This window comes from Legionella oakridgensis ATCC 33761 = DSM 21215 (assembly GCF_000512355.1).
Taxonomy (GTDB): domain Bacteria; phylum Pseudomonadota; class Gammaproteobacteria; order Legionellales; family Legionellaceae; genus Legionella_A; species Legionella_A oakridgensis.
The window spans coordinates 2,321,548-2,337,220 of record NZ_CP004006.1 but is presented as its reverse complement, the minus strand read 5'-3'; the positions used below and the strand labels follow the sequence as shown (position 1 = coordinate 2,337,220).

The following is a 15,673-nucleotide window of genomic DNA, read 5'->3' as shown; positions in this document are numbered from 1 at the left end:
AGTGCGGAATGTGCATTGGGAGGTAGATGCTATGTGGCGACTCCTTCAGAGATAAAAAGTACTGTCCCTGAAGGAAGATAGGTTGATTAAAATGATTGGGAGTGATGATGAATATGCTGACCATAGGCAGGTAATAATACGCCAATTTCCTGGAATGTTTTAAGCTGTGTTTTGGCATCAAGCTCCGTGATTTTTGCATTATTTTCATTAATGCGTTTTATAAGTGGCGCAATATCATTCCATTGGGTATTAGGGGTCGCCAGTCTGCCTATTAATTGCAATCTGAGCATTCTTTTTTCCTGCAATAAAGGTGCAATTTGACTGCGGCTGTTTTGTTGGATGGTGTGTAATGTCTGGCGTTGTTGCTGATTCAGCATGTTCCCTGCTTTTTTATGACAGTGGCAGGGGTGATGATGTTTTGTGGGGGCCCCCGGGTTATTAGCGGATGGATTAGCGAAAGCTAAAGAAGTGCTAAGCAACGACAATGCTAAGGTACTGGTTATGACTAACTGCTTCATGTTCATTTTTTTCTCCAAGACAAGATAAGTGTTCATGGCTAAGGTTAGTTGTCTTCTGTAATCTGGATATGACAGTTGAGGAAAATAGTGTAACAATCTTGTTACATTCATAGATAAAAAGTGGTCAGTTTGCTTATAATTAAGCAAATCATTTTTTTCAGAATCTGATGAACACTAAAAAAAATCATATTTTGATTATTGACGATGATAAGGAAACCACTTTATTAATCAGTGATTACCTGACTCAGCATGGCTACAAAACGACCTGGGCCTTGAATGGCTTGCAAATTGAACGGCTTTTAAAAGAAAATATTTTTGATCTTATCATCCTGGATGTCATGTTGCCGGGGTTGGATGGCTTAAGTTTATGCCAGGTGATTCGTAAAACTCAGACCATCCCTATCATCATATTGAGCGCTGCAAATAGCACTGAAGATCGAATTGTAGGCTTGGAGTTAGGAGCGGATGATTACCTGACCAAACCCTTCAGTGCGCGAGAATTACTGGCAAGAATTAAAGTGCAATTACGAAGAACTCAGGGCGAGCTGCAAACAAATAATAAGCGCTTGCATCCTTTACAGCGAATTGGTTTCGCTGATTGGGAGCTGGACAGAAATAATCATTGTCTTATTTCAAAGGATGAGATTGTCCTTCCTTTAAGTCAACGGGAATATGATTTATTACTCATTTTTCTGGAACATCCGCAACGGATCTTAAGCCGTGATCAATTGATGGATCTTTTATACGATAAAGTTTGTGATCCCATGGATCGAACCATTGATGTTTTGATTGGGCGTTTGCGTAAAAAAATAGAGGCTGATCCTAGAAATGCCAAGCTGCTGATAACCATCCGTGGCGGCGGTTATCAATTAAAGGCCAAGGTGAGGTTTTTATGAGTCGACTAACCAAAACAGCTCGCAAAACCTACGCTGGTTTGATGATTGGTAATTTATTGATTATATTGGCGGGGCTTTTATTAATCCAATATATTTATTATGTTAATATTCGTCCGGTTGTCCCCCCGGCAACGGTTCACAGCATTTTAAAATTTGTTTATCTCATTAAAAGCAAACCTGAATCTCAATGGTCTACGATCATGCGAAGAAATAAGCTTCCTTGGTCCAAAATAACCTTATCAGCAACTCCAGTTTATCAAGACAATGCCTTGCTGACTTTGCGACAACCAATCGTCTATGATTTGCTCAGGCAAGATAAAATGCTTAAGGTTTCTGTGTTTGTTAAAGAGGGAACATGGCTTAATATTCGCATGCATCCTCCTTTACCCAATCAGTTAGGTATTTATTTAACCATTTCGGGGTTACTGGTCATTTTGCTTTGCATGCTCTTTCTCATCAATTATTGGGCTGTAAAGATATTAAACCAGCCTGTGCAAACATTAATACAAAGTCTTAAATACATTGAGAATCGTGAACATTGGTCGTCTATTCCCATTACCGGTAATTCTGATCAAAAACTGATTTTTGAAAAAATTAACCGCTTACAGGAAAACGTTCGCAAGTTACTGGATAATAGAACCAGAGTTTTTACGGCAATTTCTCATGATTTGCGCACCCCCCTGACTCGTTTGAAATTACGGGCTGAATATTTGGAAGAACAGCCTATTTTTGCAAAAATCATGATGGATATTCATGAAATGGAAATGATGATTAGAGAAACACTGGATTATTTTAGAGAGGCCAACAGTGAGGAAAAAAACCAGCGGTTTGATATGGTTGCCATGCTAAGTTCTCTAACCGCGGATGCTGCCGAGTTGCATTATGAGGTACTATTTAATACCGATGTGGATAAGTTGATTTATCTCGGCCGCGTCAGTCAGTTGAAACGAGCATTTTCAAATCTCATTAATAATGCAATCTATTATGGCCAGTCGGCGCTGATTCATTTACAACAGTTCGATCATCAGATTGAGGTGACGATTTCCGACAAAGGGCCAGGATTGTCGGAAAAAGAGATGGAACAGGTTTTTATGCCTTTTTATCGCGGTGAGCAATCGCGATCCCGTGCTACAGGGGGAACAGGACTTGGATTAACCATTGCCAAAGAAATTATTCAAGCCCATCAGGGCACCATTACGCTTACAAATCGCGTGCAAGGAGGGTTACAGGTGACCGTGAGTCTGCCGTTTACTTCCTAATGATTTCTTAAAAAGAAGGCATTAAAAGACGCAAGATATTTATTGATGGCGTTGCTCATGCTCCAATAGCCATTTTTTTCGAGTAACGCCGCCACCATAACCTCCCAAGGTTCCTTCGCTGGTAATAATACGGTGACAGGGAATCACAATGGCCAGTTGATTGGCGCCATTGGCATTAGCAACGGCTCGGTAAGCTGTGGGCTTTCCTATGAGTTGCGCTTGTTCGGCATAACTTCTCGTCTCCCCGTATGGAATGGTTCTTAACGCGTTCCAAACTTCTTGTTGGAAAGGGCTACCTATAAAGTGTAGGGGCGTTTTAAAAGCCTGCAAGGCGCCTGTGAAATAAGCGTTTAATTCTGATTCGATGGACTGAATAGGTGGTGTCGTGCCAGGGATGATAGCGGCTTTGGTGCGTCTTCGTAATCGTTCTATTCCACGCTCAAGTCCCCGTCTGTCCATGAATTCCAAAAGATATAAGGCCGTGTCACTGGCAATGGCAATCATTGGCCCCAAAGGAGTATCGAGCCAGGATGCTTTGAGTATCTGGTGTTGTTGATGGAGATTGGCTGGTGCAGCCCCCATGATTTTGGTAAAGGCGTCGCGAAAGCCGCTGCTTGATTCATAGCCAGCATCTAATTGTGCCTCGATGATGGCATCTCCATTGCGGATATGCTTCATCGCAATTCCAATACGTCTGGAACGTGCGTATTGGACAAAGGTCATGCCAAAACGTTTTTTAAATTGGCGTCGGGCTGTTGCAGCATGGATGGCGAGTGTCTCAAAATCACGGTCTTTCCAGCGTTTTGCCGGATTGGCTTCTACGGCTTCCACCAGTTGGCGCACCAAGTCAGAGACTTGGTTTGGCGGAGAGAGCGGTTGGCAGCGCTTACAAGGCCTATAGGAGGCCAATAAAGCTTCTTGCGCCGTCTGATAAAATTCGCAGTGCTCAAATTTTGGCTTTCTGGCCGGACACGTAGGACGACAGAATACGCCAGTTGTCTTGACGCCTACATAAAACGTACCGTCATATTCGCTATTTTTAGCAAGCAATGCTTGATAAAATTCATGGGCTAATGTTAGGTCGAGCATGATGTTTATCCATTGAATCCATTTACTCAAACTATAGCTATTTCAAAAAAATATGCGACCGAAAATTTAACATTGATTTTTATCGATCGCTTTTAAATGGAGACTGTGTGCTTAAGGCAGTTTGCAGCATAACAAGCGTTGGCTGGTCTACCCTGGACTTTAGAGATGCCTATGCCATTTGATGCCGGCGAAAGGCCCTTGTAAGTTGAAATCTTCTTTGAGAGGAATAGGGGGGGCATCAGTAAATTTTCACGTATAAATACAAAGAGGAATGTCTTAAAATAAGGCCTTTATAAATTTAAATTTTGTCAGTATTTATGGAAAAGACTGGTGATTGCATGAGATAGCTTTTGTTTATGAAAGACATTGATGTGGTTATTATTGGGGCAGGTGCCGCAGGATTGATGTGTGCGAGAGAAGCAGGCAAGCGTTTACGTAACATATTGGTTTTGGATCATGCCAATAAAATTGGAAAAAAATTTTAATGTCTGGGGGCGGTCGATGTAATTTCACAAATTACTACATTCACCCGGATTGCTACATTTCTCACAATCCACATTTTTGCAAGTCTGCTTTGGTGCGGTATACGCAATGGGATTTTATCGATTTGGTAAAAAAACATCATTTGGCTTTTCACGAGAAAACAAAAGGACAATTGTTTTGTGATCATAAATCAAAAGATATTGTTGATATTCTCTCTAGGGAGTGTGAGGATGCCGGTGTAACTATCATGTTAAATACGGTCATCGAAAACATTGAAAGAGTCAACGATCGTGGTTTTAAAGTGAGTAGTACGAAGGGTAAATTTCATTGTCAATCGATCGTGATTGCCACGGGTGGTCTTTCGATTCCAACGATGGGCGCCAGTCCATTTGCTTATAAAATAGCCGAGCAATTTGGAATTAAAGTATGGCCAACTCGGGCGGGACTTGTTCCTTTTACCTTAGACCCCAAACTAAAAGACAAACTGGGTGCCTTATCAGGGATCGCTGTTGATAGTTTAGTGGGTAATGAACGAAATCAATTTCGAGAAAATGTATTATTTACTCATCGGGGGTTAAGTGGACCTGCAATTTTGCAGTTATCTTCTTATTGGAACCCAGGAGAATACGTTGTTATCAATTTATTACCCAAGGTTAATCTTTTTGAAGAACTCGTTGCGGCAAGAGTGGCCATGCCGCAAAAGCAATTGAATTCATTTCTTTCCATGTTTTTACCAAGACGAGTGGTGGATTTGTTTATCCCTGAGCATTTGGCAGAAAAAAAATTGTCAGGCATTGCCAATCGTGATTTTCAGGTTGTTGCCAGCCAAATAAATTTCTGGAAAGTAAAACCCAATGGTACGGAAGGATATCGAACGGCTGAAGTAACCATTGGTGGCGTGGATTGCGATGCTTTGTCGTCAAAAACCATGGAAGTGAAACAGATTCCCGGTCTTTATTTCATTGGTGAGGCATTGGATGTCACTGGATGGCTTGGAGGCTATAATTTTCAATGGGCCTGGTCATCAGGCTGGGCAGCGGGGCAAGTGGTTTAAAGTGATAGGTAATGAGGGGGAAAAACCCGGAAAGATGAAGAATGTTCAATGCTTTCCGGGAACGTTAATGACAAGTCCTACTAGCTTTGGGTGGTATTTTTTGGTGACTTGTTGAATTGACTCAATAAATCAAGCATTTGAGTTTTAGTGATTTGTCCAACGGACGTTAAATTATCCAGTTTTTGCCCCGTCGTATTGTAAAATATCATGGTTGGAATGCCATAAATATTAAATGCCTTACGAATCGCACGAACCTCTTCATTTTTTTCACTGATATCTACTCGCAAGTTGAGACTATTGCTCATAGCAGCAAGCACGCTGGATTGATTGAAAACCTGTTTTTCCATGGCTTGACAATCACTGCACCAACTGGCAAAAAACTCGACGAACACAGGTTGGTGATGTTTTTTCGCTTGTGCCAAATGCTGATGAAGATCATTTAAGGAATGAACCATGATAAATGACGCGGATGTTACTGCAGGGTGAGGTGTATTTTTTTCAAGGTCAATACTCTTATAAGCCAGAGCACCGCCAATCATACAGGTAACGAGTGCTAATCCCTGAAAAAAATATTGATTAAAACCCAGCGATTGCTGTTGCCATTGAATAAAAATAAAAGCACCTAGAACAAGAAAGCTTGTCCAAAGTAACGATAGCCAAAATTCAGGCAAAATACGGCCAAGCAGCCATATTGCCATCGCAAGCATTAACAGGGCAAAGAGTTGTTTGATTTTTATCATCCAAGGGCCTGTTTGTGGTAACAGTTTTCCATACCCTGCCCCCACGACTAACAATGGCAATCCCATCCCCAAGGCAAGGACAAATAATATTAGTCCTCCTTGTAAAATATGGCCGCTTTGGCCAATGTAGGCAAGAATGCCAATGAGTGGTGCGGTGACGCATGGCGAAACAACCAGCGTGGAAAGTATTCCCATCGTCACTGCAGAGATGACGCCTGGTTGCGTTCGCGCAGATTTTGGTTTGAGCACCTGAAATGCAGCGGGTATGCGCAACTCAAACATACCAAACAACCAAAGAGCCATCAGAACAAATAAGCTGCTAAAGGATGCGATGATGATTGGCTGTTGCATCAGGGTTTGGACCGTGCTGCCAAAATATGCGGCCAACATGCCTGCTGCAGCATAAGTAATGGCCATGCCTGATACATACCCTAACGATAAGCGAAAGGCGCGTTTGCCCGTATTTGCCTGCTGGCCAGTAATGATCCCGGATAAAATGGGAACCATTGGCAATACACAAGGAGTAAACGCAAGCAGTATGCCTAAGCCAAAAAATAGCGCCAGGTATACCAGAGGATTGTGATTTTGAATAAACGTCATAACCTCAGTAGGATGGGTACTGCCAATATTTGCAGCAAACGACGGTAAGGCCAATAATAGTAGGCCCAGACTTAATGTAATTTTTTCATTAGATTTCCTGTTTGTTAAATTACTGTGAGAACAATAAAGACAGTAATCAAAACAACGCAGGCGGTTTGAAAATAGTTCCTTGTGGTGCCAGATAGGTTGAACATAAGAGGAAAAAGCTCAATATACCAGCGATGACCATTCCTATTTCATGGAGTGATAATTCAGATTCGGCTTGAAACCAGTAAATTGCGGAAGAGCAGGAGGTGGTGGTTCCTGGTTGATTAGGGCAAGGATTTATTTTGTTTTGAAGAGAAATTTCAGCCGGCTTGGATTGATGAATGTTCAAAAAAGCCTTAAGCGGCATGAGAAAAATGCCGGATATGAGTAATAAAAATACAAGATGTTGGTATTTTTTCATGCCCTCATTGTAACGTCCATAAATAAATTCGTAAATACCCTTTGGCAAGACAAATGGTTTTGATTGGCATCAGAAAAAGATATATCTGTTGTTAAATTCGTGCTTCATGTTTATGCATGACGTAATTTTTGAGTAAAAAAATCAACAAATACGCGAATCTTGGGTAATTCGTAATCATAGGCTCGATAAAAAAGGTAAATATCAAAATGGCGGAATTCATAATCTGCTAAAATCTGAACTAACTCTCCATTGTCCAGCCATGGTTTTACCAGGCTATCGCCTGTAAGAAATAAACCAATGCCGGCTAGGCAGGCTTGGTTTAAGGCATTAAAGTTATTCATATAAAGAATTGGTTTGCCGCAATGGATTTGTCCTCCATTTGCAAGTGGTAAGAAATGGGCAGGTTTTCTTAAACTGTGAGATATGAATTTAAAATGGGGCAATTCCTCCGCGTTTTGTGGCATGCCATATTGAGTAATAAAAGTTTTTGCAGCACAAAGGATATTTTTTACGCCAAACAATTTTCTGTATTTTAATGCTTCTGTTGCTGGTGGAATGGCTGGAAACCCTACCATGATGTCAATATCCTCCCGAGATACATCGTCATCGTGTTCAGAAAATTCAATATTTAATTCAAGGTCAGGATAAGCGTGGATAAAGGCATGTAAATGGTTTAAGAAAGATTCCTTGGCCGTTATGGTGGATACTAAAACGTTTAATTCACCTTGGGGAATTTCTTTTTGGATTCAATGAAACGATCAAGGGAGTGGATTTGCTCTTCAATCAGTTTGCATCGCTCGTAAAATAAGGCGCCAAACTCGGTCAAACTAACGTGCCTGGTTGTTCGCAACAGTAACTGCTCGCCGATGGCTTCTTCCAGATTTTTTATCTGCTTACTCACAGCGGTGGGCGTCATATGCAAGGCATGGGCAGCTCGCGTAAAACTGGCAAATTCAGCAATTTTTAAAAAACAACGAATCTGGCCGCGATGATACATGATGGAGTGACCTAAATTATGAACTAATAGTTCATAATAAATGAATAATTAATCAATTTACATAAATTAATTTAATAATAAAATTCATCTCATAGAGGCAACAAACTATCGAAGGAGAAAAAGATGGTTAAAACAATTCAGTATCGTTTCCATCACATCGGTATACCGACGACCGTTAAGCGTGAAGGTGAACGATACAGTTCAACGTTTAAAATGTATACCAGTGGTGGCGAAGAGAGTCCTTACCGCATTCAATATCATCGTTTTGAAGAGGATTGCCCACTGCATCCATTAATTAAAACGAAAACTCATGTGGCATTTCAGGTGGACGACTTGCAGGCTGCAATAGCAGGTCAGGAAATCATTCTTGGTCCCTATGAACCGTTCAATGGCTTTAAGGTCGCTATGATTATTGATTCTGATTCCCCCATAGAATTAATTGAAACCACACTAAGCGAGGAAGAAATATGGTATAAACATCATAATAATTCCGTTATTTATCCAGAGGATGGGCTAACTTAGTACCTTTTTCCATTTCATTTTGACAGGTTGAATTGTACAAATGGTTCTGTTTCCTGTCATTCCAGCTCTATTTTGTTATTAATGAAATGGAAAAGGGACTAGCGCTTAATGGGCATTCTTGAAATGTAATGAGGACTATTTTATCCTATTGCACAAACATTTAAATGGATTTTCTTATGCTTAAGAAGGCGATGTTTTCAATGGCAGTGACTGCTATCAGCTTATCTGCCCAGGCTGATGCCCCCCCATCAAGTTATTCCCCTGTGGTGATGAAAGAAGATTTTAAAACCACCATGAATAAAATGATGGCAGAAAAAAAAGCGGTCAATGATAGACAACAAGAATTGCTCAATCAGCGTTACGATTTAAGTAATAAACCCTCCCAAGACACAAAAATGTCGAATGGAAAACCCATCCAGGAAGGTGTTCGTGTCAAGCTTCCAGAAGGAGTGACCTGGGAACAGCTATCCAACATGTCGTCTGAGGATATTAAGGAAAAAGGATTATTTCCCAAGGGATTTTTGCCTTTACCCCATCCTAATCAGGCTGAAGGAGGCATGCTTTTTCCGCAATTTGTCATTGATGAACTTAATCAGCAGGAGCATCGTGATTTAACCCGTTTTGATTTGGACTTTGATTTGCCCGATCATTTCCTGCCGCCTTACCCTGCGCCTATCTTTCTTACCACTCGCCCTGATTTGGGTGATGTTTCCAAGGGGAAAGTGGTTACCATTGAAAATTATTTTGAATTGTTCAACGGTATTCTTAATCCAAAGCAATTGGAGGGTTTGCGCTTATTAGTCACCCCATTTCCACAGCAGCAATTTAACCAGACAGACGATAGACGTACAAAAACACCAAGTCGCGGGGTGGCTTGTTTTGACTGTCATGCTAATGGTCATACGAACGCAGCTACCCATTTGGTTGGGGATATTCGACCTCAGGAATTTCGTCATCGTATTGATACACCCAGTTTGCGTGGCGTAAATATTCAACGATTGTTTGGATCGCAGCGTGCGTTAAAAACAGTAGAAGACTTTACCGAATTTGAGCAGCGCGCTGCTTATTTTGATGGAGATCCAGTCATTGCCACTAAAAAAGGGGTGAATATCTTAGAGCGCGGAAGCCAAGTCCATTTTATGGCGGAGTTCCAGGAATTGTTGGATTTTCCACCAGCTCCTAAATTAAATTGGGATGGGAAACTGGATCCAGCGAAGGCGACTCCGGCGGAATTACGTGGACAGGAGGTATTTTTTGGTAAAGGAAAATGTTCTACCTGTCATGTGCCTCCGTACTATACTGACAATTTAATGCACAATCTGAAAACAGAACGTTTCTTCAAGCCACAGATGATTAATGGTAGAAAAGCGTCGGCGGATGGTCCCATCAAGACATTTCCTTTAAGAGGCATTAAAGATTCCCCCCCTTATTTGCATGATGGTCGTCTTTTGACGCTTGCCGACACCGTGGAGTTTTTTAATATTGTGCTGGAACTTCAATTGAACGCGCAAGAAAAACAAGATCTTACTGCTTTTCTCAAGACCCTTTGAAATCTCAGGAAAGAGTGGGTGAAATATAATGAATAAAAAGAACAGGATTTCTGCGTGCATTATCTTTATCGGTTCATTAATGACCGGTACCTTGTTTGCATGTACAGGATTGCAGCTAAAAGCGAAAGATGATTCTTATGTGAATGGCCGAACGGTTGAGTTTGGCGTGCCATTGCAATTATCTGGATTAATTGTTCCCAGACAATATGAATTTAAGGGGACGCTGCCTGATGGTTCAAACACAGGTTTGCCGTATCGCTCCAAATACGCGGCTATTGGGGCAAATACCTTTAAGATGCCTGCGATTATGGATGGGATAAATGAACGTGGTCTTTCCGCAGGCATGTTTTATTTTCCAGGTTACGCTTCTTATGCAACCATAACTCCGGAGAATCAAAAGCGGGCATTGGCACCTACTGAATTTGTTAATTGGGTATTAACACAATTTGCTACGGTTGATGAAGTAAAGCAGGCGGTCAAATCCGTTGTTATTGCGCCAACGGGACAACCAGAATGGGGAGGTGTACCGCCTTTTCATTATATTGTTTATGACAAGTCAGGAAAAAGCCTTGTGATAGAACCCTTGAAGGGAGAGTTGGTGGTGTTTGACGACCCAATTGGTATTATTACCAATTCTCCTACGTTTGACTGGCATTTAACCAATCTATCAAACTATATTAATTTGTCGCCTTTAAATGCACCGACTGCGACTGTTGATGGTTATCAAGTGCAACAATTTGGCCAGGGATCGGGATTGCGCGGAATGCCAGGAGACTTTACCCCGCCCTCACGGTTCATTCGCGCAACTATTTTTTCAAGCACGGCAGTTCCTGCTCAAAATGCGCAGGAGGCCGTTTTTGATGTCTTCCATATTCTAAATCAGTTTGATATACCGGTTGGTGCTGTGCGTGCAGAAAGTGATGGAAAAACCACGTCTGAATATACGTTGGCCACCACCGTTAAAGATCCTCAAAATCTGAAATATTATTATAGAACCTACGCCGATCAAGCCATCAAATCGATTGATCTCAAAGCATTTGACTTAAATAATCAACACTTGATGACCATTGGTTTTAGTGGGAAGCAAACGGTAATCGATGTATCAAAATCCGCACATCTGATGTTATCTACTCCATAGAATAACGGCATTGGATTCCTTCGCTCATTCATTACTATTTAGTAAGCCTATTTCTAGGCCATGATTGGCGTCTTAAAAATGTACTCGGTAGGTGGAAACGTGTTATTAAGTCTTAATTAAGAATTAAAGGTTATAATTAATTTAAGTCGTGCTAATGAGATGAACACATGCCAACACCTATTCTTCATTCCTTAAAAGCGTCTGAACAGCCCCATTTGTATTTGACAAAAATAGGATTGTCACTGGAAGATTATCGGGCGACAAGCCAGCTAACCTCAGAAGAAAAAGGAGTATTAGTTCAGAAAATCTTGGAGCATGCAACTGACACTGAAGTTGAAAAAATAATATATGAGCTCGCAAAGCTTGAATTCCAAGTGGAGCCTACCAACCCATTTCGTGCTGGTCAGCGTCTCGCAGCACAATTAATACGATTATTCATAGAGGAAAAAGAAAAAGAACATTTCCCAGGTTTTTATCAAGAGGTGGTTGCAAAACAGAAAAGCTTTAGTGATTTTAGGATGAGCACTCCAATTAAAGAGGTATGGTTTCTTATCAAAAAAGCTGCGCAAGAAATATTTATTGGCAAGCAGACTGTCTATGATGATTTCATGGCTAAAGGATTTCATATTTTACCGGCGTTTTATTATCAGCAAATGTTACCTTTGCCAAGTCAGGAAGAACTAATGCGTGGAGCCCGGCCTATTGAGCTAACTACCCAACCGGAGGCTATTGACGCTTTAAATGAGCAAATACAGGCCCCTATGGAAGAACCGGCTCTTATGGAAGAAATCGATTTGCGCCAAAAATTAGCGGATATTAAAAATTATATTCTTACTACCCAATGGAAAGTGGGGAATTACGTCTTTTTTCAAGGGGGTGTTATCAATGAAGGTAAACGTCTCCCACATCGAGTAAGCGATATTCTGAATTTAATTAAAAAAGCGGAAGCGGAAGAAGGTGCCGATTTCAAAGCAACCTATACTGCAATGATAGAGTGTGCGCAAGAAGCATTGGATAAGCCACGCACAGGGCGAACTACGGGCACAACGCAATTTTATCAAGACGTCTATCATCATCTGATGTTGCAAAACGATTGGCCATTGCGCCAAGATTTGGATGCTTCGGTAAGTCTTGGCAGGTGAGCAACCGGATTAATCAAGACTTTTTGCTTTATTAAGCTTAAAAGCCGGTCTTAAGGCGCTTTATCGGCAAAACGTGCTTGTAATTCTCGAGTCACAATTTTTCCAGAGCCTGATTTTGGTAATTCAGATAAAAAATACACGCGTTTTGGTGCCTGATAGTGTGCTAGTTTGGATTTGCAAAAATCAATTAGCTCCTGCTCGCTGGCTTGATATCCTGGTTTTAAAACCACAGCGGCGGTGACGATTTCTCCCCATATTGAATCTACTACCCCAAAAACGGCGGCTTCCAAAACATTGGGATGTTCATATAGGCACGACGCCACCTCAATGGTATAAACATTTTCTCCGCCAGAAATGATCACATCTTTAAGACGATCTACAATGTTAATAAATCCTTCTTGATCAACCACGGCAAGATCGCCTGTATGAAAATAACCTTGTTCATCGAAAGCCAGGCGGGTGGCTTCGGGATCATGCCAATATCCACATGTGACTGTAGGACCTTTAACGATGACTTCTCCGACGCTTTTAGCATCAGGACTTACTTCCTGGCCTGCCTTATCGACTACTTTTAATTGAATTAACTTAAATGGTCGGCCAGTTTTGCACAGCCAGTGCAGTCGCTTTTCGTAAGGCAAGCGTTTTAGTTTTTGGGGAGAATGGATAAGGTTAAATAAGGGCTTGTTTCTGTCAAGCCATAAGTCTGGATATAGTCACATCTAAATACGCTTATAATTGCTTTTACCGTTGCCGGCGCAATGGGCGCGCCGCCACTCATGACAAGGCGTAAAGACGAGTAGTCAAATTGATTGAGGACAGAGCTTTTTAACATGAGGTTTAACATTGTAGGAACAAGATTTGTTATGGTTATTCTTGCATTTGCAATCAAAGCGAGCGTATTTTCTGGCTTGAATATTCCTTGCATGATGTGAGTTGCGCCAACCATTGTTATGGCAAAAACCGCCCATGCATCAGCCAGATGAAACATTGGTGCAATATGACCCCAGCGATCCTTTGAATTTATCTTGAGCTCGTTGATGACTCCCATGGCATGTTGACAGACATTGTGATGGCTAAGCATCACCCCTTTGGGTTGACCGGTGGTGCCGCTGGTGTAGTAAATATGAGCAATGTCCTTGGCTTTGTTTCTGAAAGGCTTATAGGCAGCAAACGCTGTTTTATGGATGACATCTTCGTAAGAGATAATAGGAAAAGAGGATATATTTGGCTTTACCTTGCCAATATACAGGATAAGTTTAAGGGTGGGATGCTCTAATAGGGGCAATGTTTTTTGTAAAAGAGGATAAAAAGCCTCGCTTGTGATGATCACCTGACTTTGATGATGATGGAGCAAGGTGGCTAATTGACCAGGATTTAATCGATAATTCAAAGGCACGAGAATAGCGCCTAAGGCAGGAGTTGCAAAATAAACATCAATGTATTCAATACCGTTGATATGAAGAATACTAATGCGGTCACCAGGTTTGATGCCTTGTTGCTTTAGGAAACAGCTCAATGCCAAGACGCGGTTTTTAATTACTTGATAAGTAAAAGATGTACCATCATCAATAACCGCAATCTTTTTAGGGTAGTATTTTGCTGCATGCGCAAGGATGTCCCAGATACACTGAAAGAATTGCCATTTCATTTATTTTTCTCAAAAATGCTGTGATACATTCTAAAAGGATTATAGTCATCGGATGCAATCTAAAGGAAAATAAATGCAAAAATATTTAAAGGCAATCTTGCCGTGCATGGTTATATTAAACGTTCATGCCCAACAGGCTCTTCCATCAGATTTCATTAAAGTATCGAAAGAAAACAATCCTCAATGTGTTGAATATTACAATTATAAGGGAGACGTTTATTGCCGCCTTAAGGCTGCTACTGTCAAACCGCTTGCGGTGAATGTGTGGCAGGATGAAAGACAGAACATCGTTTTTGATGAGCGCGCCTGGGTTGCTGCCTGGGGGAAAAAGACTCCTGCGATTATCACGATCGAATACATTCCTCAGGGGGAGACCATTCATGATTGGAATGAATTGGTTACTACGCAATTTTTGCCTGGAATTCAAGAAAAATTGACGCTTAAGGAATTTTTTGCTTCTGTAGTAAATACATTGAAAAATACCGGTCTTAATCCAAGCATTCATTTATTATCGCAAACACCGACCGACGTTATTTTTGAATTCCGTATTGATTCTCCACCCAATTTAGCGCAAGACGAAATACAGAAAATCACTCAAGGGAAAGAAGGATTTTATATTTTGCATTATGTGATCAAACAGCCTGATATGGGTGAACAACATCGCGAAAAATGGTTAAGAATAATTCAGTCCAGTGTTATTAAAGAATAAATTATTTTTCTAAGGAGATTTTTGGGCATATAATGCGATTTTATCCTGATGATTTTAAAAACCAAATGAATATAAAAAATACAATTAAATGTTTCAGTATAGTAGGCACGATGATTGTCGGTGCGTTTAGCCCTCATCCGGTACATGCGGTGGATAGTGCTCAATTTCCCATTAGTAAACAAACGTTTAAAAAATTTTTTCCAAATGCAAACGCCGTATTTACTTATGAAGGGCTAATCCAGGCAGCCGCTAAATACCCCAGTTTTTTAAATCAGGGAAGTGAAGAGCAAGTAAAATCAGAATTGGTTGCTTTTTTAGCCAATGCTGCCCATGAAACCACGGGGGGGTGGCCGACGGCGCCGGGCGGACCTTATGCGTGGGGATTATATTTTGCCCAAGAGGTTGGCTGTGAAAGTGGCCATTGTACCCAATATACGGATCCTACCAGTGCGTACAAACCGGTGGCAGGCCAGACTTACCACGGTCGAGGCGCCATGCAGTTATCTTGGAATTATAACTATGGCCAAGCCAGTGAAGCGATTTATGGCAATGCCAATAAACTGTTGCAAGAGCCTGGTTTGGTCGCTACAGATCCTGTTTTAGCTTGGGAGACTGCTATATGGTTTTGGATGACACCACAAGCACCCAAACCTTCTGCGCATGAAGTGGTGATGGGCGATCCTGCTGCCTATAAAAATGATGTGTTTGGTGAAACGGTTAATATTATTAACGGCGGCATTGAATGCGGTCATGGAATGAATCCACAATTAGAAAATCGTATTGGATTCTACAAACATTTTGCCCAACTATTAGGTATTTCAGTGCCAACACACTTGGGTGAATATTGTCAAAATCCTAATTAATGCAATCCAGTCATCGG

16 protein-coding genes and 1 pseudogene are annotated in these 15,673 nt (G+C 41.2%); 9 read left to right on the top strand and 8 right to left on the bottom strand.

What is annotated here, in order from left to right; translation table 11 throughout:
- Window positions 1-86 precede the first annotated feature (86 nt).
- Window positions 87-518 (bottom strand): hypothetical protein, encoded by a 432-nt coding sequence (locus LOA_RS11335; protein ID WP_147370133.1) that lies wholly within the window; start codon window positions 516-518, stop codon window positions 87-89.
- A gap of 167 nt (window positions 519-685) precedes the next feature.
- Between LOA_RS11335 and LOA_RS11330 the strand changes: the two genes are divergently transcribed.
- Both LOA_RS11330 and LOA_RS11325 read left to right on the top strand, forming a co-directional pair.
- Window positions 686-1,414 (top strand): response regulator transcription factor, encoded by a 729-nt coding sequence (locus LOA_RS11330; RefSeq protein ID WP_025386437.1) that lies wholly within the window; start codon window positions 686-688, stop codon window positions 1,412-1,414.
- Entirely contained in the window at window positions 1,411-2,673 is a 1,263-nt protein-coding gene (locus LOA_RS11325; RefSeq protein WP_025386436.1) for a sensor histidine kinase, read from the top strand. Before LOA_RS11330 ends, LOA_RS11325 begins: the two co-directional genes overlap by 4 nt.
- A gap of 39 nt (window positions 2,674-2,712) precedes the next feature.
- Here the strand turns inward: LOA_RS11325 and LOA_RS11320 are convergent, their stop codons facing one another.
- Window positions 2,713-3,762: a bifunctional transcriptional activator/DNA repair enzyme AdaA gene (locus LOA_RS11320; protein ID WP_025386435.1), complete on the bottom strand. Its 1,050-nt coding sequence runs from the start codon at window positions 3,760-3,762 to the stop codon at window positions 2,713-2,715.
- Window positions 3,763-4,118: 356 nt separating this feature from the next.
- On the opposite strand from LOA_RS11320, the pseudogene LOA_RS11315 reads away from it, so the two are divergent.
- Window positions 4,119-5,299 (top strand): annotated as a pseudogene (locus tag LOA_RS11315) (BaiN/RdsA family NAD(P)/FAD-dependent oxidoreductase).
- Between the two features lie 80 nt (window positions 5,300-5,379).
- On the opposite strand, the gene dsbD reads toward LOA_RS11315, so the two are convergent.
- From dsbD to LOA_RS11295, 4 genes are all read right to left on the bottom strand, one after another.
- On the bottom strand, window positions 5,380-6,639 hold the full coding sequence (gene dsbD, locus LOA_RS11310) for a protein-disulfide reductase DsbD (RefSeq protein WP_081726672.1): 1,260 nt from the start codon (window positions 6,637-6,639) through the stop codon (window positions 5,380-5,382).
- A gap of 136 nt (window positions 6,640-6,775) precedes the next feature.
- Window positions 6,776-7,087: a hypothetical protein gene (locus tag LOA_RS11305; protein WP_025386433.1), complete on the bottom strand. Its 312-nt coding sequence runs from the start codon at window positions 7,085-7,087 to the stop codon at window positions 6,776-6,778.
- Between the two features lie 110 nt (window positions 7,088-7,197).
- Window positions 7,198-7,785, bottom strand: coding sequence for a LysR substrate-binding domain-containing protein (locus tag LOA_RS11300; RefSeq protein WP_238551382.1), 588 nt, complete (start codon window positions 7,783-7,785; stop codon window positions 7,198-7,200).
- 17 nt (window positions 7,786-7,802) lie between these two features.
- A complete protein-coding gene (locus LOA_RS11295) occupies window positions 7,803-8,084 on the bottom strand; it encodes a LysR family transcriptional regulator (protein WP_025386431.1) in 282 nt (93 codons plus the stop codon).
- A gap of 123 nt (window positions 8,085-8,207) precedes the next feature.
- Here LOA_RS11295 and LOA_RS11290 point away from each other — a divergent pair, with 123 nt between their 5' ends.
- The 4 genes from LOA_RS11290 (at window position 8,208) to LOA_RS11275 (ending at window position 12,436) form a co-directional block, all read left to right on the top strand.
- A complete protein-coding gene (locus tag LOA_RS11290) occupies window positions 8,208-8,606 on the top strand; it encodes a VOC family protein (protein WP_025386430.1) in 399 nt (132 codons plus the stop codon).
- Between the two features lie 176 nt (window positions 8,607-8,782).
- On the top strand, window positions 8,783-10,156 hold the full coding sequence (locus tag LOA_RS11285; RefSeq protein WP_025386429.1) for a cytochrome b6: 1,374 nt from the start codon (window positions 8,783-8,785) through the stop codon (window positions 10,154-10,156).
- Window positions 10,157-10,184: 28 nt separating this feature from the next.
- Entirely contained in the window at window positions 10,185-11,294 is a 1,110-nt protein-coding gene (locus tag LOA_RS11280) for a linear amide C-N hydrolase (protein ID WP_064101349.1), read from the top strand.
- Between the two features lie 167 nt (window positions 11,295-11,461).
- Window positions 11,462-12,436 carry a hypothetical protein gene (locus LOA_RS11275; RefSeq protein ID WP_025386427.1) on the top strand — a complete coding sequence of 325 codons (975 nt, stop codon included), beginning with the start codon at window positions 11,462-11,464 and terminating at the stop codon, window positions 12,434-12,436.
- 50 nt (window positions 12,437-12,486) lie between these two features.
- Here the strand turns inward: LOA_RS11275 and LOA_RS15935 are convergent, their stop codons facing one another.
- Window positions 12,487-13,074 carry a class I adenylate-forming enzyme family protein gene (locus LOA_RS15935; protein WP_025386426.1) on the bottom strand — a complete coding sequence of 196 codons (588 nt, stop codon included), beginning with the start codon at window positions 13,072-13,074 and terminating at the stop codon, window positions 12,487-12,489.
- Window positions 13,075-13,079: 5 nt separating this feature from the next.
- Window positions 13,080-14,084, bottom strand: a complete 1,005-nt coding sequence (locus tag LOA_RS11265; protein WP_025386425.1) for an AMP-binding protein — start codon at window positions 14,082-14,084, stop codon at window positions 13,080-13,082.
- 73 nt (window positions 14,085-14,157) lie between these two features.
- Between LOA_RS11265 and LOA_RS11260 the strand changes: the two genes are divergently transcribed.
- Both LOA_RS11260 and LOA_RS11255 read left to right on the top strand, forming a co-directional pair.
- Window positions 14,158-14,793, top strand: a complete 636-nt coding sequence (locus LOA_RS11260; RefSeq protein ID WP_025386424.1) for a hypothetical protein — start codon at window positions 14,158-14,160, stop codon at window positions 14,791-14,793.
- A gap of 110 nt (window positions 14,794-14,903) precedes the next feature.
- Window positions 14,904-15,656, top strand: a complete 753-nt coding sequence (locus LOA_RS11255) for a chitinase (RefSeq protein ID WP_158423055.1) — start codon at window positions 14,904-14,906, stop codon at window positions 15,654-15,656.
- Window positions 15,657-15,673 lie beyond the last annotated feature (17 nt).